This is a genomic window from Neogemmobacter tilapiae (assembly GCF_014652215.1).
GTDB classification, from domain to species: Bacteria; Pseudomonadota; Alphaproteobacteria; order Rhodobacterales; family Rhodobacteraceae; genus Neogemmobacter; species Neogemmobacter tilapiae.
The window spans coordinates 116,534-134,446 of record NZ_BMYJ01000006.1; the positions used below are offsets into that span (position 1 = coordinate 116,534).

Sequence of the window (17,913 nt, forward strand, 5' to 3'; positions counted from 1 at the left end):
CCCCCCCGCCGATGGGATCAGATCGCTCTTACTTGATCCGGTACCAGTCCGAAGCGCGGGACAGCTCGGCGTCCCAGGCCCCCATCACAACCCCGCCCAGCGTGTTCGAGATGGCCGAGAAACGGCCACGATGCACAAGGGCGATGATCGTGCTGCTGTCTTTCGTCAGCATGTCGTTCAGCTTCTTGATGATTTCCGCACGTTTCGCGCGGTCACCCGTGGTGCGCAGTTCGGCAACCAAGGCGTCATAGGCCGGGTCGCAGAAACGGTTGATGTTTTCGCCCTGCCACTGAGTTTCCGGGCTGGGGATCGCTTCACAGGTCAGCTGGCCCAGATACGTTTCCGGGTCGGTGCCATCCCATTCGTTGGCGTACATTTCCACGTCAGCATAGAACTTCTGATAGGTGTCGGGCGAAGCCGCGTCACCGCCGAAGAACACGCCCGGATCGATCTGTTTCAGCTCGACTTCAACGCCGATCTCATTCCACCAGCCTTTGACCAAGGCTTGGAAGTCTTGGCGGATCGGGTTGACGGTGGTCTGATAGGTGATCGACAGTTTCACGCCGTCCTTGTCGCGGATACCGTCGCCATCGCTGTCGGTCCAGCCCGCTTCGTCCAGAAGGGCCTTGGCCCCATCCAGGTTCTGCGTCAGGCATTCGGTGTTGTCCGAAGCAAAGTCAGCCGGAGCCGGCACATAGTTGCAGGTCGGTTTGCCCGCTTGGCCATAGCCGATATCCACCAGCGCCTGACGGTCGATGGCAATCGACAGCGCCTTGCGCACCTTCACATCCGACAGGAATGGGTGTGGATGTTTCACGGTCGAACGTTCCGCTTCCGGCAGATCGGCGGCCGGGTTCGTCAGGTTCGTCTCGATCCGTTCCACCAGACCACCAAAGGCGCTGATGAAAACGCCCTTGCCAGCCGCCGCCATTTCCTCTTGCAGTTCCGGGTTGATCTGCGTGTTCCACGCATAGTCGATCTCACCCGTTTCCATCACAGCCCGCGCCGCCGATTCCGAATCGCCGCCGCCTTTCAGCGTCACCGTTGCAAAGGCCGGTTTCGCCGGATCGCGATAGTTCGGGTTCGCCGCCAGCGACACCACGTCATTCACCTTGAAATCGGTGACGACAAAGGGGCCGGTCCCAATCGGGTTAAAGTTCGCATCCGTGCATGTCGCCGCCGCAGCACCCAGGCAGTTCGCAAACTGCGCCTTTTGCAGCACGGGCGAGGTTGCCCCCACGAACGCCGTGTAAGGGTTCGCTTTCGGCGATTCAAAGGTGATCTTCACCGTCAGATCATCCACCGCCTCAATCGTCTTGATCCCGCCGAATTTCGACAGCTGCGCACAGCCACCTTCCGGATGGGTGCAATATTCATGCGTGAACAGCACGTCTGCCGAGGTCACCGCCGTCCCATCCGACCACAGCAGGCCGGGGGCCAGCTTCCAGGTGATCGAGGTCAGGTCGGCGGCCACACCGCCGTTTTCCAGCGTCGGGATTTCGGCGGCCAGACGCGGGAAAACCACGCCGTTCTCGTCAAAACCCGCCAGCGGCTCCAGCACCAAGGATGCCGCGTCAATGTCTTTCGTGCCGCCCGACAGATAGGGCGTCATCACCGAAACCGCCTGCGAATACAGCAGTTTCAACTCGCCATCCGTGCCCCGTTCCGCTTGGGCCGCAGGGGCCAGCGCAAAGGCCGCTGTTGCGCCCAAAAGGGCTGTTCTCAATTTCATGCGCGTTCTCCTTGTTGGTTGGGCTCGATCGCCTCGGGTTTTTTAGGGCCGGTTGATCCGGCACGGTTTTGTATTTCCACGAAATGGCAGGCCACATGCCGCCCCGGCGCCACTTCCCGCAGGGCAGGGGCCTCGGTCTTGCAAATCGCCTCCACCTCTGGGCAGCGCGTGCAAAACGCACAGCCCTTCGGCGGGTTTGCCGGGCTGGGAACATCCCCCTTCAGAATGATCCGCTGCCGCGTTGTTTCTGCATTCGGGTCCGCCTCGGGCACCGCCGACAGCAGCGCCTTTGCATAGGGATGCAACGGGTTTGCATACAAATCATCCCGCGGCGACAGTTCTGCCACCCGCCCCAGATACATCACGCAAACCCGGTCCGCGATATGCCGCACCATCGAAAGGTCATGGCTGATGAACAGATAGGTCAGCCCCAGCTTGTCCTGCAAATCCTCCAGCAGGTTCACCACCTGCGCCTGAATCGACACGTCCAAGGCCGCAATCGGCTCATCACACACGATGAACTTCGGGTTCAACGCCAAGGCCCGCGCAATCCCGATCCGCTGCCGCTGCCCCCCCGAAAACTCATAGGGGAAACGGTTCTGGAAAATCCGGTTCAACCCCACTTGATCCATCAGTTCCAGCACACGCGCCTGCCGCCCCGCTGCGTCCAGATCAGTATGCTCCACCAAAGGTTCCCCGATGATTTCCGACACCGTCATCCGCGGGTTCAGGCTCGCCTGTGGATCCTGAAACACCATCTGCATCTTCGGCCGGATTGGCCGCAATTCTCCCACCGACAGGTCCGAAATATCCGTCCCGTCGATCCGGACCTTGCCCCCCGACAGGTCATACAGCCGCAAAAGCGCCCGCCCCACCGTCGATTTCCCGCAGCCCGATTCCCCCACCAGACCCAGGGTTTCCCCTTCAAAGATGTCGAAACTCACCCCATCCACGGCCTTCACATCGCCCGTATGACGCCGCAACACCCCTGTATGGATCGGGAAATACAGGCGCAGGTCTTCCACCTGCACCAATTTGCGCGGGCTTTCGTCAAGCATGGGCCACCTCGGCATTCACCACCCAATGGCAGGCCACATCATGCCCATGCCCCACCGGACGCCGCAGCGGGTTTTCCGCATCACACCGTTCAAACCGATGCGTGCAACGCGCACGAAACGCGCAGGCCGTCGGATGCGCTGTCAAAATCGGCGGCTGCCCCTCGATCACCTGCAACCGCGCCTGCCGCGCCCCCGTCAGATGCGGCACCGTCTTCAACAGCGCCCGCGTATAGGGATGCTGCGGCCGTGCAAACAAATCTTTCACCGGCGCCTGTTCCACCACTTGCCCGCCGTACATCACCATCACCCGGTCCGCGATGCCCGCAATCACCCCCAGATCATGCGTTATCCAGATGATCGCCATCCCCAGCTTTTTGCGCAGGTCTTTCACCAGCTCCAGAATCTGCGCCTGAATGGTCACGTCCAGCGCCGTCGTCGGCTCATCCGCGATCAGCACCTCTGGGTCGCAGGCCAAGGCAATCGCAATCATCACCCGCTGCCGCATGCCGCCCGAAAACTGGTGCGGATAGGATTTCAGCCGTTTGCGCGCATCGGGAATGCCCACCAGCTCCAGCAGCTCCACCGCCCGTTCCGTGGCCTGCGCCTTTGTCATCCCCATATGCAGCCGCAAAGGCTCCATAATCTGACTACCCACCGTGAACACCGGGTTCAGGCTTGTCATCGGGTCTTGGAACACAAATCCGATCCGCTTGCCGCGCACCCCCCGCAGCACTTCTGCCGGGGCTGTCCGCAGGTCAATATCCCCCAGCATCACCTGCCCACCGCGAATATCGGCCGGCGGCTGCGGCAACAGCCCGATCAGCGACATCATCGTCACCGATTTGCCGGAACCGCTTTCCCCCACAACCCCCAGCAATTCGCCGGGTTGCAGATGAAAGCTGACGTTGTTCACCGCATGGACCTCGCCACCGCGAGTCCGGAATACCGTTTTCAAGTCCTTGACATCAAGGACGGGCAAGGCCCCATCGGGCATCCATAGCTCCCCAGTTTCTTGTTTTTATTTGTTTTTCGGCGCGTTTTCGTTTTGCGACCGTTTTCTTTCGCCCATCTTGACGATTTTTCAACGTGCCGCAAGATTCGTTCGCGGAAATAGTTGACCATCTGGACAAAAACCATTGAAAAGTGTCGAAGTGAAAGGGTTTAGCCCGGAAATGACGCAACGTTACGAAAGGGAAGGGGCCTTGCCCTTCCGTCGTGACAGGCGCAGGCTTCACCTCAAAGGAGACACCCATGCCCGTAAAGAACCGCATCGCCGCCCTGCAACCCGAAATCGCCGCATGGCGACAGGACTTCCACGCCCATCCCGAAATCCTGTTCGAGGTGCATCGCACGGCGGGCCGCGTGGCCGATCTTTTGCGCGAATTCGGCTGTGACGAGGTGGTGACCGGCATCGGGCGCACCGGCGTTGTCGGCGTGATCCGGGGCAAGACCAATGCCTCAGGCCGCACCATTGGCCTGCGCGCCGATATGGACGCCTTGCCGATCACCGAACTGACGGGCGTCGATTATGCGTCGAAATCCCCCGGCAAGATGCACGCCTGCGGCCACGACGGCCATACGGCGATGCTGCTGGGCGCGGCGAAATATCTGGCGGAAACCCGGAACTTTGACGGAACGGCCGTGCTGATCTTCCAACCGGCGGAAGAGGGCGGCGGTGGTGGCCGTGAAATGGTCGAAGACGGCATGATGGACCGTTGGAAGATTGATGAGGTTTACGGCATGCACAACATGCCGGGCATCCCGGTCGGCCATTTCGCCATCCGCCCCGGCGCGATGATGGCGGCGGCGGATCAGTTCGACATCACGCTGACGGGCAAGGGCGGCCACGCCGCCAAGCCGCATGACTGCATCGACACGATGGTCGTGGCGGCACAGGTCATTGTGATGATGCAGACCATCGCCAGCCGGAATGTGGACCCGCTAAAGAATGTCGTGGTCTCGATCTGCGCGGTCGAAGGCGACAGCCCGGCCTACAACGTGATCCCGCAAAAGGTGGTGCTGAAAGGCACGGTCCGCACGCTTGACCCTACCGTGCAGGATTATGTGGAACGCCGGGTGAAGGAAATCGCCGAAGGCACGGCGGCGACACTGGGGGCCAAGGCCGAGGTGGATTACCGTCGCGGCTATCCCGTGACGATGAACACGCCGGAAAACACCGTCTTTGCCGAAGACGTGGCCCGCGCCGTGTCGGGTGCGGTGGATACGGGACTAGAACCGCTCATGGGGGCCGAGGATTTCAGCTTCATGCTGAACGAACGCCCCGGTGCCTATATCTTTGTCGGCAACGGCGACACGGCGATGGTGCACCACCCGGCCTATAATTTCGACGATGCCGCGATCCCATTCGGGTCAAGCTGGTATGCCGGCATGGTCGAAACACGGTTGCCCGCAGCATGATCGGCGCGGTTCTGGTCGGCCTGATCGCGGCGCTGCATGTCTATATTCTGGTGCTGGAGATGTTCCTGTGGACGAAACCGCAGGGCCAAAAGGCCTTTAACCTGACACCAGAATTCGCCCAAGCCACCAAATCACTGGCCGCGAACCAGGGACTTTACAACGGCTTTCTGGCGGCGGGGCTGATCTGGGCCTTGCTGGCGCGAATACCGGGGGCAGGGCAGGGCAGGGCATCGCCCTGTTCTTCTTGACCTGCATTCTGGTGGCAGGCGTTTTCGGAGCTCTGACGGCAGCACGCAAGATTCTGTTCATCCAATCCGTGCCCGCGATGTTGGCCCTATTGGCCGTTTGGAGCGGCGTTTAACAACAGTTTCCCGATGGGCTTCAACCCAAAAGGTTCCGTGCCAGGTCGGGAAGCGCGTCGAAATGATGCAGCAAGGCCTCCGGGGTCAGTCGGGCAATGGCTCGGCCTTCGGGCCCAAAGGTCACCAAGGCCACCGGAACGCCTACCGCCAAACCTGTTTTCCGGTCCGTTTCAGTATCGCCAATCAGCATTGACCGGTCAACCTGCCCTCCGGCACGCATCACCGATGCCAAATAGGGCGCAGGATCAGGTTTGCGGGTCGGCAATGTGTCAGCCCCGACCAAGGCATCAAACAGATTGCTGATCCCTAGGGCCGCAACCAGCTTTACCGCCAGCGCCTCGGGCTTATTCGTGCAAATCGCGGTGCGGAAACCATCCGCGCGCAAGGATCGCACCGCCTCTGCTGCGCCAGGATAAAGTCGTGTGTGAACGGCAATTGCCGCGTCATAGGCGGCCAAAAGGCGCGGATATTGCGCGGTTTCCAACGCCGGATCGTCGATCCCCAGCCGAGAAAAGCCCAGCCGCAACATGGCCCGCCCACCGTGGAAGGCGGTGAGGGCATCCTCTGGCCCCAGCAGATTGCCATGCCCCAAATCGCGGAAACAAACATTCGCAGCCGCCAGCAGATCGGCCGAAGTATCGGCCAAGGTGCCGTCCAGATCAAAGACAACGGTCCGCATGCTGTAACCTTCCGTGAGGAACCGCCCCTTGCGGCCTTGCCCCATGCGGGTAAAACGGGCGCAAGAATAAAGGAAGGGGCAGAATGCAGGTTTCATTGATCATCCTTGCGGCAGGCATGGGTTCGCGGATGAATTCCGACCTGCCCAAGGTGCTGCACCCACTGGGCGCTGCACCGATGTTGCACCATGCCATGGCCGCCGGAAGGGCGCTGGAGCCGTCGAAGGTGATCGTTGTAACGGGCCATGGGGCGGAAGCCGTGGCCAAGGCCGCAGCGGCTTTTGACCCGGATGCGATCATCGCCCATCAGACCGAACAACTGGGCACCGGCCATGCCGTGGCGCAGGCCTTGCCGCATCTTTCGGGCGGCGATGCTGTGGTTCTTTATGGCGACACGCCCTTTGTCACCGCCGATACGCTGGAACGAATGGTCGAGGCGCGGGCGCGTCATGCGGTGGTGGCGCTTGGCTTTCATGCGGCTGACCCGGGGCGCTATGGCCGGATGTTGGCCGAGGGCGAGGATCTGCAACGCATCGTCGAATGGAAGGATGCCAGCGACGAACAGCGGGCGATCACCCTGTGCAATTCAGGCCTGATCTGTGCCGAAGCCGCGCTCTTGGCCGAACTGATCGCCGCCGTGGGCAACGACAATGCGGCGGGGGAATATTATCTGACCGACATCGTGGCCTTGGCCCGCCAGCGTGGCCATTCGGCAGGGGTCGTCATCTGCGACGAAAGCGAAACCCTGGGCATCAACACCCGCGCCGAACTGGCGGGGGCCGAGGCCGCTTTTCAGGCGCGGGCGCGTTTGGACGCTTTGGAGGACGGGGTGACATTGACGGCCCCCGAAACCGTGTTTTTTGCCTTGGATACGTTCATCGGGCGGGATGCGGTGATCGGGCCGAACGTGATTTTCGGGCCGGGCGTGACCATTGAATCGGGGGCCGAGATCAAGGGCTTCTGCCATCTGGAAGGCTGCCATATCTCGCGCGGGGCGACAGTGGGGCCGTTCGCGCGGCTGCGTCCCGGGGCGGAACTGGCCGAGGATGTGCATGTCGGCAACTTTGTGGAAATCAAGAACGCCGTGCTGGACGAAGGGGTCAAGGTGGGCCACCTGACCTATCTGGGCGATGCACAGATCGGTGAGTTTACCAACATCGGGGCGGGGACGGTGACCTGCAACTATGATGGGGTGATGAAGCACCGCACGGTGATCGGCGCACGGGCTTTTATCGGGTCGGACACCATGCTGGTGGCCCCGGTGACGGTGGGGGCAGGCGCCATGACGGCAAGCGGTTCGGTGATCACCGAGGATGTGCCGGCCGAGGCTATGGCCGTGGCGCGGTCGCGGCAGGTGAACAAGGCGGGGCTTGCGGTGCGGTTGATGGAACGGCTGCGGGCGATCAAAGCGGGGAAAGCGTAAATGTGCGGGATCATTGGCATTCTTGGTAATCACGAGGTCTCCCCGCTGCTGGTCGAAGGCCTGAAACGGCTGGAATATCGCGGCTATGACAGCGCCGGGATTGCGACGATTCACGACGGGCGGCTGGATCGGCGGCGGGCGGTGGGCAAGCTGATCAACCTGTCGGACCATCTGGTTCACAACCCGTTGCCCGGCAAATCGGGGATCGGCCATACCCGCTGGGCCACGCATGGCGGGGTGACGGTTCCGAACGCCCATCCGCATAAGGCGGGGCCAGTGGCGGTGGTACACAACGGCATTATCGAGAATTTCCGTGAGCTGCGGAATGAACTGACCGCTGCGGGCTATGTCTTTGAATCGGAAACCGACACGGAGACGGTTGCGCTTTCCTTGCAAATGCAGATCGACCGGGGCCTTTCGCCCGTTCAGGCCGCTCAATCGGTCTTACCGCGCCTGCGGGGCGCTTTCGCCCTGTGCTGCCTGTTTGACGGCGAGCCGGACCTGATGATCGCCGCCCGCCATGGCCCGCCCTTGGCGATTGGGCATGGGGATGGCGAGATGTATGTCGGCTCGGATGCCATCGCGCTGGCCCCGCTGACCAATCAGATCACCTATCTCGAGGACGGCGATTGGGCTGTGGTGCGCCGTTCGGGGGCCGAGATCTTTGGGCCGGACAATGCGCCGATCCAGCGGCAGAAGATGGTGGTGAACATCGACGCCACGCGGATTGAAAAGGGCGGGTTCAAGCATTTCATGGCCAAGGAAATCGCTGAACAGCCGGGCGTTCTGGCCGATGCGATGGCGCATTATCTGCAAGATGACCGACTGAATATCGACGTGGATTTCGCGGGGGTGGGCCGGATCACGATGGTCGCTTGCGGGACGGCCTCTTATGCTTGTCATGTGGCGAAATATTGGTTCGAACAGATTGCGGGCCTGCCTTGCGAGTTCGATATTGCGTCCGAGTTCCGCTACCGGGAACCCGTTCTCTCGCCGACCTCATGGGCGCTGTTCGTCTCCCAGTCGGGCGAGACGGCGGATACTTTGGCCGCGCTTCGCTATGCCCGCGAACATGTCGCGCGGATTGTTTCGGTGGTGAATGTGCCCACGTCGAGCATCGCCCGCGAAAGCGATCTGGCGCTGCCGATCATGGCGGGGGTGGAGGTGGGCGTGGCCTCGACCAAGGCCTTTACCTGTCAGCTTTTGGTGCTGGCCTTGCTGGCCTTGAAGGCGGGCGTCGACCGGGGGCGGCTGGATGCGGCGGCTTTGGCGGGGCATATCGCAGCCCTGCGCGCCTTGCCGGGGTTGATGAACCACGCCCTGCAAATGTCGGGCGATATTGCGGGCGTGGCGGATGATCTGGCCCGGGCGCGGGATGTGCTGTTTCTGGGGCGGGGGGCGATGTTTCCGCTGGCCTTGGAAGGGGCGCTGAAGCTGAAAGAGATCAGCTATATCCATGCCGAGGGCTATGCCAGCGGAGAGCTGAAACACGGGCCAATTGCCCTGATTGATGAGGATGTCCCCGTCATCGTGCTGGCCCCTCGGGATGCTCTGTTCGAAAAGACCGTTTCGAACATGCAGGAGGTGATGGCCCGCAATGGGAAAGTCCTGCTGATTTCCGACAAGGCGGGGGTTGAGGAAGCGGGGCAGAAAACTTGGGCGCGGCTGATGATGCCCGATTGTTCGCCGATGTTCGCCCCGATTTTGTATGCCCTGCCCGCCCAGTTGCTGGCCTATCATACGGCGGTGGCGAAGGGGACGGATGTGGACCAGCCGCGGAATTTGGCGAAGTCGGTGACGGTGGAGTGACCGGGTTTTCACGCGTGAAATGGGTGGTAAGGGGTTGATCTAAATTATCTATTCAATAATTTGAATACGATAATCCCCTGCCGTTAACCAGTGCAACGCGCCGGGGCCGAAGTGAATTTTCAACCAAGCATCCCGGTGTCCTGACGCGGCGGTGAAAGGGAAAGGATTTAGACAAACCGAAGAGTATGGCCAAGCAGTTAGAATGTAGAGAGTTGAGCAAAGTGGTCGTTGCAATGAAGAGTCTTGAAGGCACCGAAATACTCAAATCTGGAGAGCTTCCATGATGAAGTTAAAAGGCATTCTGCTCGGCGTGGCCTTTCTGATTTCGACAGTTTGTTCCTCTTTTGGCGAGGAAAACAAATTTGTTGCGACGAACGTTGAATCTTTGCGTGATGTTGAAAACATTTTAAGAAATATTGCCACGCCGACCTTGGAAGTATCACCAGAAAAGTTTTGCCTTGAAATCACCAAAACGTGGCTGAATGAGGGTGAGTTTAGCAATAAGTATGATTGCAAGGCAGTTCATTCCATTTGGAAGGTTAGCGATTTTGACAATATTTTCATTTGGGTTGATTGGGTTAAGGGAAGAGATATTGGGGTGTTTCTTGTCGATCGTTGGCATAATATCACATTTTTTTATCTCCGAACTGGCGAATTTGAAAATTCCATTATTATAGAAAAAACAATTTCGCCGTTCAAGGTTCCAAAGGGTAGATGCACCGGGCCTAACTTCACCATATCACTTACTTTTACGCATGTTGTTGGAAGCGCCATTTTGAACAAATTTTCTTTGAACGCAGAACGGGAAGTCGCCGTTTGTCCGGGAGGTGTCAACCTGGAAGGGAAAAGGTCGCCGCATCAATTGGGTGGATTTTCTTATTGGATACAGGCATTGGATTGATGCAGTGTCAAGATTTGCATGTCGTTCAATTGCGTCCTACGACGCAAGTCATCGGTGCATTGCCCCCCCTCTCTTGTGCCCGCTACCCGCATGTATCAAGGTGCATGCAAAGTAGTTGCACCACAAATACGACAGTCCCCCCAACCGTAAGGCCTTGAACCCCATGGGCAAACGCTACCCCGAACTGCAACCTGACCAGATCGCCTTTATCGCCGAGCAAAAGGTGTTTTGCGTGGCCACCGCGCCCGTGACAGGCCGGGTCAATGTTTCGCCCAAGGGGATGGACTCGCTTCGTGTTCTTTCCCCCAGCCGCATCCTTTGGCTGAATGTCACAGGTTCCGGCAATGAAACCGCGGCCCATCTGGCCGAGGATCCGCGCATCACCCTGATGTGGATGGGGTTTGAGACGCGGCCCATCATTCTGCGGGCCTATGGAACGGCCCAAGTCACGCATCACAATGAACCCGGCTGGGACGCGCTGGCCGCCCAACTGCCCGATGTGCCCGGCGCGCGGCAGATTGTCGATGTGGCGATTGAGCTTGTGCAATCCTCTTGCGGCTTTGCGGTGCCTTACATGGAGTTCAAGGGCGAGCGGCCCACCTTGCGGACATGGGCGGAGGGTAAGGGCGATCAGGGCTTGCGCGAATACTGGGCGGGGTGCAATGGGGAGACCATTGATGGCCAACCCACCGGAATCGAGAAAGCCCTATGAACGCAAGCGACATCCTGCAACGGCTGGCCGATCTGGGCGATGCCCAGAAGGCCCAGGAAATGGCGGCCTATCACAAGGCGGACCGTCCCTATGACGGGATTGCTTTGCCCGATCTGGACCCTTTGCTGGCCGAATTGCGGCCCCTGCCCGTTGAAACGCGCGTTGATCTGGCGGCGGACCTTTGGGCCAGCAACCGGCATGAAGCGATGATTTTGGCGGCGAAAATGCTGACGCAGGCGCGGATGAACCCGGATCAGGCGGTTTGGGATCTGATCAGCGGCTGGGTTCCCGGCTTTGACGCTTGGGCGATTGCCGACCATGCCTGCAAGGCGGGGGAACGGCGGCTGGTGGCCGATCCTGCACGGCTGGATCAGGTGGAGGGCTGGCTGAACCACGAGACGATGTGGGTGCGGCGGGCGGCGCTGGTGATGACGCTGCCTTGGACCAAACAGAACCACCCGTCGGAAGATGAGATTGCGGTGCGGGATCGGGTGCTGGATTGGTGCGTTTTTCTGGCACCCGACCGGGATTGGTTCATTCAGAAAGCGATTGCCTGGTGGCTGCGGGAATTGTCGAAACATGACCCGGAACATGTGCGGGGCTTTCTGGCGGAACATGGGGAAAGTTTGAAGAAATTCGCGCGGGTGGAGGCGGGGCGGCTTTTGTGAGTTTTCGTTCGGGGGGGCTGGAGGCGATCCTGCGGTGGGAGTTGGCGCGGGGCAACAGGGTCCGCGACCAAGGGCCGTGGTTGCCGGATTGTCCGCTGCTGGTGATGCTGGATCGGCCCTTTGGGCGAAAGCATGGCGGGGCGGTGTATGAGGCGCTGAACGATCCGCATTATTGGCAGGCGAGTTACAGCGACGCGGCGACGGGGGAAGTGCTGGCCTGCGGTTTCTAGGTTGCGGGGAACGCGGTCGAGGGGAAAGGTGGGTTTTCACCCAACCTTTCGTTTTGCGACCGGTCAAGGAAAGTGGGCTTGGCCCTATTGGGGATAGGGGGACATGCCCCCCAACGATTCGTTGGTCTTTTCAATCAGCACATCGCAGAGGCAGGCGACATCGGTGCAGGCATCGCGGCGGGCGATGACATCGGTATCGCGCGGCGGATTGCCGTGGTCGGTTTCCTGCCCGGTGGCGTTTTCGGTGGCATAGACCCAGGCCCAAGTGTTCAGCACCTCCATCTCCCACAGCAGGGGATCGTTGCAGAGGATTTGATGGGCGGGCAGCGTGGGGGCATCGCAGGAAATGTCAGAGAGGATGTCCTGATAGTTGCTTTCCAGCCCGGAACGGGCGGCGGCGATGGCGGCAGGGTCGGCGCAGGATTGGGCAAGGGCCGGTTGGGCGATGGCAAGGACGGGCAGAAGTGTCATTGCGAACAGGCGCATAGCTAAACTTTCCAGTTTGAAATCGGGCCATTGCAACCTGTCATCTTGGCGCGCGGTTGGCAAGCCCCATCGCGGCCAACCGGCCGGCGCTGTGCGCCTTGGGGCGAAGGGCAGGGGCCGATGATGTTTTGCCACAAGCCACTGAATTGGCTTTGCGGAAGTGTTGTGATGGGCAAGCCTGCGCCTTAATTCCCGACTGTTTTACTAAGCATAAGTGCTTGACTTTTTGATGCTTCTTTCCGGGCGTTTGGTTGACCCCGCCAAGGGGGCGGGGTAAACGAAACCCCAAGCGAGCGGGCGGCGGAATGTTGCCTGCATCTGCCGGTTGCCAGCTGAAGGAGCCCGCCTTGGACGCTATCCTCAGGGAATATCTTCCCATCCTGATCTTTCTGGCCTTGGCCGTGGGTTTGGGTCTTGTCCTGCTTTTGGCCGCCGTGGTGCTGGCGGTGCGCAATCCCGACCCGGAAAAGGTGTCGGCCTATGAATGCGGGTTCAACGCTTTTGACGATGCGCGGATGAAGTTCGACGTGCGCTTTTACCTCGTCTCGATCCTGTTCATCATCTTTGACCTTGAGGTGGCCTTTCTCTTCCCCTGGGCGGTGGCCTTTGGGGGAATCAGTATGGTGGCCTTCTGGTCGATGATGGTCTTTCTGGGCATTCTGACCATCGGCTTTGTCTATGAGTGGAAGAAGGGGGCCTTGGAATGGGCGTGATGACCGGGGCCAATACGGCGGCGGGCGATCATGAGGTGGCCGTCCAATCGCTGAACCGCGAATTGACGGACAAGGGCTTTATCCTGACCTCGACCGAAGACATCATCAACTGGGCCCGCATCGGTTCGCTGCACTGGATGACCTTTGGTCTGGCCTGCTGTGCGGTTGAAATGATGCACACATCCATGCCGCGCTATGATCTGGAGCGGTTCGGGACGGCACCGCGCGCCTCTCCGCGCCAGTCGGACCTGATGATCGTGGCGGGGACGCTGACGAACAAGATGGCGCCGGCCTTGCGCAAGGTTTACGACCAGATGCCCGAGCCGCGCTATGTGATCAGCATGGGGTCCTGCGCGAATGGGGGTGGCTATTACCACTACAGCTATTCCGTGGTGCGGGGCTGTGACCGGATCGTGCCGGTGGACATCTATGTTCCGGGCTGCCCGCCGACAGCCGAGGCTTTGCTTTACGGTATCTTGCAGTTGCAGCGGAAGATCCGCCGCACTGGCACCCTGACCCGATAGGAGGCGCAGATGTCCGAAGCGCTGAACGATCTTGCTGCGCATATCGCGGCGAAACTGCCCGGCCAGATCGAAGGCCATGTGGTGGCCTTTGGTGAGCTGACGCTGACCATTGCGGGGGCCAATCTGGTGACCGTGATGGAGTTCCTGAAGGCGGACAGTTCCTGCAAATTCTCGTCGCTGGTCGATATCACGGCGGTGGATCATCCCGAACGCCCGATGCGGTTCGACGTGGTCTATCATCTGCTGTCGATGTACCAGAACCAGCGCATTCGCGTGAAACTGGCCGTGGGGGAACAGGGGATGGTGCCGTCCTTGATCCCGGTGCATCCCTCGGCCAACTGGTTTGAACGCGAAGTGTTCGACATGTTCGGCATCCTGTTCAGCGGGCATCCTGACTTGCGGCGTCTGCTGACGGACTATGGTTTCCGGGGGCACCCCTTGCGCAAGGATTTCCCGACGACGGGTTATACCGAAGTGCGCTATGATGCGGTGCAAAAGCGTGTGGTCTATGAGCCGGTGAAACTGGTGCAGGAATACCGGCAGTTTGATTTCATGTCGCCGTGGGAGGGTGCCGAATACATCCTGCCGGGCGATGAGAAGAAGGCGGGTTAAAGGGTGAAACCAGGTCTGGCCATCGGGGCGAAAGCCCGGTTCAGCCGCAAGGTGGCGGCGAATGACACCGTGCCGCGTCTGTTTGACGATGCGACGGTGATGGCGGGCATGCCCGATGTGCTGGCCACGGCGCGGATGGTGGGTTTGATGGAATGGGCCTGTGTGGAACAGATCGCGCCTTACTATGAAGCGGGCGAATGTTCCTTGGGCATCCATGTGGACGTCAGCCACGTGGCCCCGACGGCGCCGGGGATGCTGGTGACGGTGGACAGTGAAGTGACGGCGATCGACGGCAAATTCCTGTGGTTCAAGGTAACCGCGCGGGATGAGGCTGGTCTGATCGGCGAGGGGCGGCATCAGCGGGCGCTGGTGGACGCGGCAAAGTTCGGGGCGAAGGCGGAAGCCAAGCGGAAGGAATGGGTGCAATGATGGACGGGGATATCCGCCGGAACCACTATGACGACGGTTCGGCCGACCTGGAAACAGGCGAACAGCGCATCCGCAATTTCAACATCAATTTTGGTCCGCAGCACCCGGCGGCGCACGGCGTGTTGCGTCTGGTGCTGGAGCTGGACGGCGAGATTGTCGAGCGTTGCGATCCGCATATCGGTCTGCTGCATCGCGGCACCGAAAAGCTGATGGAAAGCCGCACCTATCTGCAAAACCTGCCCTATTTTGACCGGCTGGACTATGTGGCCCCGATGAACCAGGAACATGCTTGGTGTCTGGCCATCGAACGGCTGACAGGCACCGTGGTTCCGCGCCGCGCCAGCCTGATCCGGGTGCTTTATTCCGAAATCGGGCGGATTCTGAACCATCTGCTGAACGTGACGACACAAGCCATGGACGTAGGCGCGCTGACGCCGCCGCTTTGGGGCTTTGAGGAACGCGAAAAGCTGATGATCTTTTACGAACGGGCCTGCGGCGCGCGTCTGCATGCGGCCTATTTCCGTCCGGGCGGGGTGCATCAGGATCTGCCGCCCGCGCTGATCGACGATATCGACGCCTGGGCCGATGCCTTCCCGAAAGCCTTGGACGATATCGACAACCTGCTGACTGAAAACCGCATCTTCAAACAGCGGAATGCGGATATCGGGATTGTCAGCGAGGACGACATCCAGAAATGGGGTTTCTCGGGCGTGATGGTCCGGGGTTCGGGCTTTGCCTGGGATCTGCGGCGCAGCCAGCCCTATGAATGCTATGACGAATTCGACTTCAAAGTGCCGGTCGGCAAGAATGGCGACTGCTATGACCGCTATCTGTGCCGCATGGCGGAAATGCGGGAATCGACCAGCATCATCAAACAGGCGATTGCGAAACTGCGGGCCGAACCGGGTGAGGTTCTGGCGCGGGGCAAGATGACGCCGCCGAAGCGGGGGGATATGAAAACCTCGATGGAGGCGCTGATCCACCATTTCAAACTGTATACCGAAGGCTTCCACGTGCCCGCGGGCGAGGTTTACGCGGCGGTTGAGGCACCGAAGGGCGAATTTGGCGTCTATCTGGTGGCGGATGGGACGAACAAACCCTACCGCGCCAAGATCCGCGCGCCGGGTTTCCTGCATCTGCAAGCGATGGATTACATCTGCAAGGGTCACCAACTGGCCGACGTGTCAGCGATCATCGGAACGATGGACATCGTGTTTGGCGAGGTGGACCGGTGAAATATCTGGCAACATTGGCGCTGATGGCCCTGCCGATGGCAGCGCAGGCGCAGGACTACACCGAGGATCAACTGGTGGCTTTCGTCGCGGCCTTTATGGCGAACGGCTGCACCATGACCGAGGATGAGGCCGTGGAACTGATGCCCGAGGCGGGCTTTGATCAGGAAACTTCAGCCTTGATCGCGAATGACCTGATTGATCAAGGTCTGGCGACCGCCGGTGAAGATGTAAATAGCCTGACCCTCTCGGCGGAGATTTGCGAATGATCGCGCGCTTGGGTCTTGGTCTGGTGATGGCGACGCTTTGGTCGGCCCCGGCCTTGGCACAGGATTTTTCCGACCGGGAACTGATGGCTGTGGTCGCAGTCTTTCAGGCCAAGCAATGCGTTCTGGGCTTTGAAGAGGCACCGACGCTGATTCAGGCGGCAGGGATCGACGCGCCCCAGATGGGTCTGATCGTGGCTTGGCTGATCGAAGGCGAACATGCCGTGGTCAAGGATGATGGCAAGCTGCTGGTTCTGGGGCCGGGGATGTGCAAGCCATGATGAAAAGCGCCCGCCTGACCGCCAGCCTGTTTATCTTGACCGCCGCGCCGACGCTGGCGACGGAAACGGCAGAGGATGCAAACCTGGACAAGGTGATTCAGGTTTTTCTGGCCCATGAATGCGTGCTGACCCCCGACAACGGGGCGAAGGCAGAACAGGCCGCTGGCCTGTCGACCGAAGATTTCAGCAAGGCGATTGCCGTTCTGGAAAAGCGGGGGGATGTGAAGATCAACCCCGCAACGCTGGAATTCCGCCTGAACCACAAGGACTGCCCCTGATGCTGCGCCGTTTGCACCCGATCCAACCGGAATCCTTTGCCTTTACCCCGGCGAACTATGTCTGGGCGCAGGGCCAGATCACCAAATATCCGGCGGGTCGTCAGGCCAGTGCCGTGATTCCGCTGCTGTGGCGGGCGCAGGAACAGGAAGGCTGGCTTTCGCGGCCTGCGATTGAACATGTCGCGAACATGCTGGGCATGGCCTATATCCGCGTGCTGGAAGTGGCGACCTTTTACTTCATGTTCCAATTGCAGCCGGTGGGCAGCGTGGCGCATATCCAGATTTGCGGGACGACATCCTGCATGATCTGTGGGGCCGAGGAATTGATCGCGGTCTGCAAGGAACTGATTTCGCCCAAGGCCCATGCTTTGTCGGCGGATGGCAAGTTTTCCTGGGAAGAGGTCGAATGCATGGGGGCCTGCGCGAATGCGCCGATGGCCCAGATCGGCAAGGACTATTACGAGGATCTGACGGCGGACAAACTGCGCGACCTGATCGCGCGTTTCTCCAAGGGTGAGGTTCCCTTGGCCGGGCCGCAGAACGGGCGCTATGCCAGCGAACCTTTGGGCGGGCTGACCAGCCTGAAAGATCACAAGGGGACCGGCGCGAAATACAATGGTTCGGTTCAGCGGGCCGTCGATATCGGCGATACGGTGAAACGGATCGACGGGACCGAGGTTCCGATCCTGACGCCCTGGCTGGGCAAGGCCAAGCCTGCGACACCCGCCGTGGGCACGGCGAAAGAACCGAAACCCGGGGCAAGGCAGGTGGCCGATGCAACCGGTGTGACGGTGCAGGAAGCCCCGGCCCAGTCGGTGGGCACGCCCGAGCCAAAGGTTTCGGCCAAGCCGCAGGGTTTGGATGCGCCGCGTGATGGCAAGGCCGATGATCTGAAGGTGATTGTGGGCATTGGGCCGAAGCTGGAAGCCTTGTGTCACAAGCTGGGCTATTTCCACTTTGATCAGATCGCGGCCTGGACCCCGGCGGAAATCGCTTGGGTGGATGACAATCTGGAAGGTTTCCGGGGGCGGGTGACGCGCGACAACTGGGTGGCGCAGGCGCGCGACCTGATGGCGAAGAAGTAAGGCAGAAGGCTGGGGCC

The 17,913-nt window shown here is 60.3% G+C and carries 23 protein-coding genes; 18 read left to right on the top strand and 5 right to left on the bottom strand.

Annotated elements, in window-relative coordinates; genetic code table 11:
- Positions 1–28 precede the first annotated feature (28 nt).
- Genes IE095_RS11045 through IE095_RS11055 form a run of 3 tightly spaced genes read right to left on the bottom strand, consistent with a single transcriptional unit; the run spans position 29 to position 3,784 of the window.
- Positions 29–1,732 (bottom strand): peptide ABC transporter substrate-binding protein, encoded by a 1,704-nt coding sequence (locus tag IE095_RS11045; protein WP_189411718.1) that lies wholly within the window; start codon positions 1,730–1,732, stop codon positions 29–31.
- Positions 1,729–2,790: an ABC transporter ATP-binding protein gene (locus IE095_RS11050; RefSeq protein WP_189411719.1), complete on the bottom strand. Its 1,062-nt coding sequence runs from the start codon at positions 2,788–2,790 to the stop codon at positions 1,729–1,731. The genes IE095_RS11045 and IE095_RS11050 overlap by 4 nt, the downstream gene beginning before the upstream one ends.
- Complete coding sequence (locus IE095_RS11055) at positions 2,783–3,784, bottom strand: ABC transporter ATP-binding protein (RefSeq protein ID WP_189411720.1); 1,002 nt, start codon at positions 3,782–3,784, stop codon at positions 2,783–2,785. Before IE095_RS11055 ends, IE095_RS11050 begins: the two co-directional genes overlap by 8 nt.
- Before the next feature lie 257 nt (positions 3,785–4,041).
- Between IE095_RS11055 and IE095_RS11060 the strand changes: the two genes are divergently transcribed.
- From IE095_RS11060 to IE095_RS18600, 3 genes are read left to right on the top strand one after another with little or no spacing between them, the layout of a single operon-like run.
- Positions 4,042–5,208, top strand: coding sequence for a M20 aminoacylase family protein (locus tag IE095_RS11060; protein WP_189411721.1), 1,167 nt, complete (start codon positions 4,042–4,044; stop codon positions 5,206–5,208).
- A complete protein-coding gene (locus IE095_RS11065) occupies positions 5,205–5,456 on the top strand; it encodes a DUF1304 domain-containing protein (RefSeq protein WP_268247719.1) in 252 nt (83 codons plus the stop codon). Before IE095_RS11060 ends, IE095_RS11065 begins: the two co-directional genes overlap by 4 nt.
- 11 nt (positions 5,457–5,467) lie before the next feature.
- Positions 5,468–5,569 carry a DUF1304 family protein gene (locus IE095_RS18600; RefSeq protein ID WP_268247720.1) on the top strand — a complete coding sequence of 34 codons (102 nt, stop codon included), beginning with the start codon at positions 5,468–5,470 and terminating at the stop codon, positions 5,567–5,569.
- A gap of 20 nt (positions 5,570–5,589) precedes the next feature.
- Here IE095_RS18600 and IE095_RS11070 read toward each other — a convergent pair whose 3' ends face one another.
- Positions 5,590–6,249, bottom strand: a complete 660-nt coding sequence (locus IE095_RS11070) for an HAD family hydrolase (RefSeq protein ID WP_189411877.1) — start codon at positions 6,247–6,249, stop codon at positions 5,590–5,592.
- An 83-nt stretch (positions 6,250–6,332) separates the two neighbouring features.
- Between IE095_RS11070 and glmU the strand changes: the two genes are divergently transcribed.
- The 6 genes from glmU (at position 6,333) to IE095_RS11100 (ending at position 11,990) form a co-directional block, all read left to right on the top strand.
- Positions 6,333–7,670 carry a bifunctional UDP-N-acetylglucosamine diphosphorylase/glucosamine-1-phosphate N-acetyltransferase GlmU gene (glmU, locus tag IE095_RS11075; RefSeq protein WP_189411722.1) on the top strand — a complete coding sequence of 446 codons (1,338 nt, stop codon included), beginning with the start codon at positions 6,333–6,335 and terminating at the stop codon, positions 7,668–7,670.
- Positions 7,671–9,479, top strand: coding sequence for a glutamine--fructose-6-phosphate transaminase (isomerizing) (gene glmS, locus IE095_RS11080; RefSeq protein WP_189411723.1), 1,809 nt, complete (start codon positions 7,671–7,673; stop codon positions 9,477–9,479).
- A 280-nt stretch (positions 9,480–9,759) separates the two neighbouring features.
- Entirely contained in the window at positions 9,760–10,380 is a 621-nt protein-coding gene (locus IE095_RS11085) for a hypothetical protein (RefSeq protein WP_189411724.1), read from the top strand.
- 163 nt (positions 10,381–10,543) lie between these two features.
- Positions 10,544–11,092, top strand: a complete 549-nt coding sequence (locus tag IE095_RS11090) for a pyridoxamine 5'-phosphate oxidase family protein (protein ID WP_189411725.1) — start codon at positions 10,544–10,546, stop codon at positions 11,090–11,092.
- On the top strand, positions 11,089–11,760 hold the full coding sequence (locus IE095_RS11095) for a DNA alkylation repair protein (RefSeq protein ID WP_189411726.1): 672 nt from the start codon (positions 11,089–11,091) through the stop codon (positions 11,758–11,760). The genes IE095_RS11090 and IE095_RS11095 overlap by 4 nt, the downstream gene beginning before the upstream one ends.
- Positions 11,757–11,990 (top strand): hypothetical protein, encoded by a 234-nt coding sequence (locus IE095_RS11100; RefSeq protein ID WP_189411727.1) that lies wholly within the window; start codon positions 11,757–11,759, stop codon positions 11,988–11,990. The genes IE095_RS11095 and IE095_RS11100 overlap by 4 nt, the downstream gene beginning before the upstream one ends.
- 84 nt (positions 11,991–12,074) lie before the next feature.
- On the opposite strand, the gene IE095_RS11105 is transcribed toward IE095_RS11100, so the two are convergent.
- Positions 12,075–12,476, bottom strand: a complete 402-nt coding sequence (locus IE095_RS11105) for a hypothetical protein (RefSeq protein ID WP_189411728.1) — start codon at positions 12,474–12,476, stop codon at positions 12,075–12,077.
- Between the two features lie 347 nt (positions 12,477–12,823).
- Here IE095_RS11105 and IE095_RS11110 point away from each other — a divergent pair, with 347 nt between their 5' ends.
- The 9 genes from IE095_RS11110 to nuoE are packed head-to-tail and all read left to right on the top strand — an operon-like array spanning position 12,824 to position 17,896.
- Positions 12,824–13,189 (top strand): NADH-quinone oxidoreductase subunit A, encoded by a 366-nt coding sequence (locus IE095_RS11110; RefSeq protein ID WP_189411729.1) that lies wholly within the window; start codon positions 12,824–12,826, stop codon positions 13,187–13,189.
- Positions 13,180–13,713 carry a NuoB/complex I 20 kDa subunit family protein gene (locus IE095_RS11115; protein ID WP_189411730.1) on the top strand — a complete coding sequence of 178 codons (534 nt, stop codon included), beginning with the start codon at positions 13,180–13,182 and terminating at the stop codon, positions 13,711–13,713. Before IE095_RS11110 ends, IE095_RS11115 begins: the two co-directional genes overlap by 10 nt.
- 9 nt (positions 13,714–13,722) lie before the next feature.
- Positions 13,723–14,325, top strand: a complete 603-nt coding sequence (locus IE095_RS11120; RefSeq protein WP_189411731.1) for an NADH-quinone oxidoreductase subunit C — start codon at positions 13,723–13,725, stop codon at positions 14,323–14,325.
- A 3-nt stretch (positions 14,326–14,328) separates the two neighbouring features.
- Entirely contained in the window at positions 14,329–14,754 is a 426-nt protein-coding gene (locus tag IE095_RS11125; RefSeq protein WP_229804723.1) for a thioesterase family protein, read from the top strand.
- Positions 14,751–15,989, top strand: coding sequence for an NADH-quinone oxidoreductase subunit D (locus tag IE095_RS11130; RefSeq protein WP_189411732.1), 1,239 nt, complete (start codon positions 14,751–14,753; stop codon positions 15,987–15,989). The genes IE095_RS11125 and IE095_RS11130 overlap by 4 nt, the downstream gene beginning before the upstream one ends.
- The gene (locus IE095_RS11135; protein ID WP_189411733.1) at positions 15,986–16,255 is read left to right on the top strand and encodes a hypothetical protein; all 270 of its coding nucleotides are present in this window, start codon (positions 15,986–15,988) and stop codon (positions 16,253–16,255) included. The genes IE095_RS11130 and IE095_RS11135 overlap by 4 nt, the downstream gene beginning before the upstream one ends.
- The gene (locus IE095_RS11140; RefSeq protein ID WP_189411734.1) at positions 16,252–16,533 is read left to right on the top strand and encodes a hypothetical protein; all 282 of its coding nucleotides are present in this window, start codon (positions 16,252–16,254) and stop codon (positions 16,531–16,533) included. Before IE095_RS11135 ends, IE095_RS11140 begins: the two co-directional genes overlap by 4 nt.
- On the top strand, positions 16,533–16,811 hold the full coding sequence (locus IE095_RS11145) for a hypothetical protein (RefSeq protein ID WP_189411735.1): 279 nt from the start codon (positions 16,533–16,535) through the stop codon (positions 16,809–16,811). Before IE095_RS11140 ends, IE095_RS11145 begins: the two co-directional genes overlap by 1 nt.
- The gene (nuoE, locus tag IE095_RS11150; RefSeq protein ID WP_189411736.1) at positions 16,811–17,896 is read left to right on the top strand and encodes an NADH-quinone oxidoreductase subunit NuoE; all 1,086 of its coding nucleotides are present in this window, start codon (positions 16,811–16,813) and stop codon (positions 17,894–17,896) included. The genes IE095_RS11145 and nuoE overlap by 1 nt, the downstream gene beginning before the upstream one ends.
- Positions 17,897–17,913: the final 17 nt, after the last annotated feature.

What these genes read in the sequence shown, in the direction of transcription:
- IE095_RS11140 (WP_189411734.1), top strand. Translation starts at nt 16,252, where the DNA reads ATGATCGCGCGCTTGGGTCTTGGTCTGGTGATGGCGACGCTTTGGTCG.
- IE095_RS11070 (WP_189411877.1), bottom strand. Translation starts at nt 6,249, where the DNA reads ATGCGGACCGTTGTCTTTGATCTGGACGGCACCTTGGCCGATACTTCG.
- IE095_RS11130 (WP_189411732.1), top strand. Translation starts at nt 14,751, where the DNA reads ATGATGGACGGGGATATCCGCCGGAACCACTATGACGACGGTTCGGCC.
- glmU (WP_189411722.1), top strand. Translation starts at nt 6,333, where the DNA reads ATGCAGGTTTCATTGATCATCCTTGCGGCAGGCATGGGTTCGCGGATG.
- IE095_RS11095 (WP_189411726.1), top strand. Translation starts at nt 11,089, where the DNA reads ATGAACGCAAGCGACATCCTGCAACGGCTGGCCGATCTGGGCGATGCC.
- IE095_RS11060 (WP_189411721.1), top strand. Translation starts at nt 4,042, where the DNA reads ATGCCCGTAAAGAACCGCATCGCCGCCCTGCAACCCGAAATCGCCGCA.
- IE095_RS11045 (WP_189411718.1), bottom strand. Translation starts at nt 1,732, where the DNA reads ATGAAATTGAGAACAGCCCTTTTGGGCGCAACAGCGGCCTTTGCGCTG.
- IE095_RS11115 (WP_189411730.1), top strand. Translation starts at nt 13,180, where the DNA reads ATGGGCGTGATGACCGGGGCCAATACGGCGGCGGGCGATCATGAGGTG.
- IE095_RS11050 (WP_189411719.1), bottom strand. Translation starts at nt 2,790, where the DNA reads ATGCTTGACGAAAGCCCGCGCAAATTGGTGCAGGTGGAAGACCTGCGC.
- nuoE (WP_189411736.1), top strand. Translation starts at nt 16,811, where the DNA reads ATGCTGCGCCGTTTGCACCCGATCCAACCGGAATCCTTTGCCTTTACC.
- IE095_RS11055 (WP_189411720.1), bottom strand. Translation starts at nt 3,784, where the DNA reads ATGCCCGATGGGGCCTTGCCCGTCCTTGATGTCAAGGACTTGAAAACG.
- IE095_RS11145 (WP_189411735.1), top strand. Translation starts at nt 16,533, where the DNA reads ATGAAAAGCGCCCGCCTGACCGCCAGCCTGTTTATCTTGACCGCCGCG.
- IE095_RS11090 (WP_189411725.1), top strand. Translation starts at nt 10,544, where the DNA reads ATGGGCAAACGCTACCCCGAACTGCAACCTGACCAGATCGCCTTTATC.
- IE095_RS11085 (WP_189411724.1), top strand. Translation starts at nt 9,760, where the DNA reads ATGATGAAGTTAAAAGGCATTCTGCTCGGCGTGGCCTTTCTGATTTCG.
- IE095_RS11105 (WP_189411728.1), bottom strand. Translation starts at nt 12,476, where the DNA reads ATGCGCCTGTTCGCAATGACACTTCTGCCCGTCCTTGCCATCGCCCAA.
- IE095_RS11065 (WP_268247719.1), top strand. Translation starts at nt 5,205, where the DNA reads ATGATCGGCGCGGTTCTGGTCGGCCTGATCGCGGCGCTGCATGTCTAT.
- IE095_RS11120 (WP_189411731.1), top strand. Translation starts at nt 13,723, where the DNA reads ATGTCCGAAGCGCTGAACGATCTTGCTGCGCATATCGCGGCGAAACTG.
- glmS (WP_189411723.1), top strand. Translation starts at nt 7,671, where the DNA reads ATGTGCGGGATCATTGGCATTCTTGGTAATCACGAGGTCTCCCCGCTG.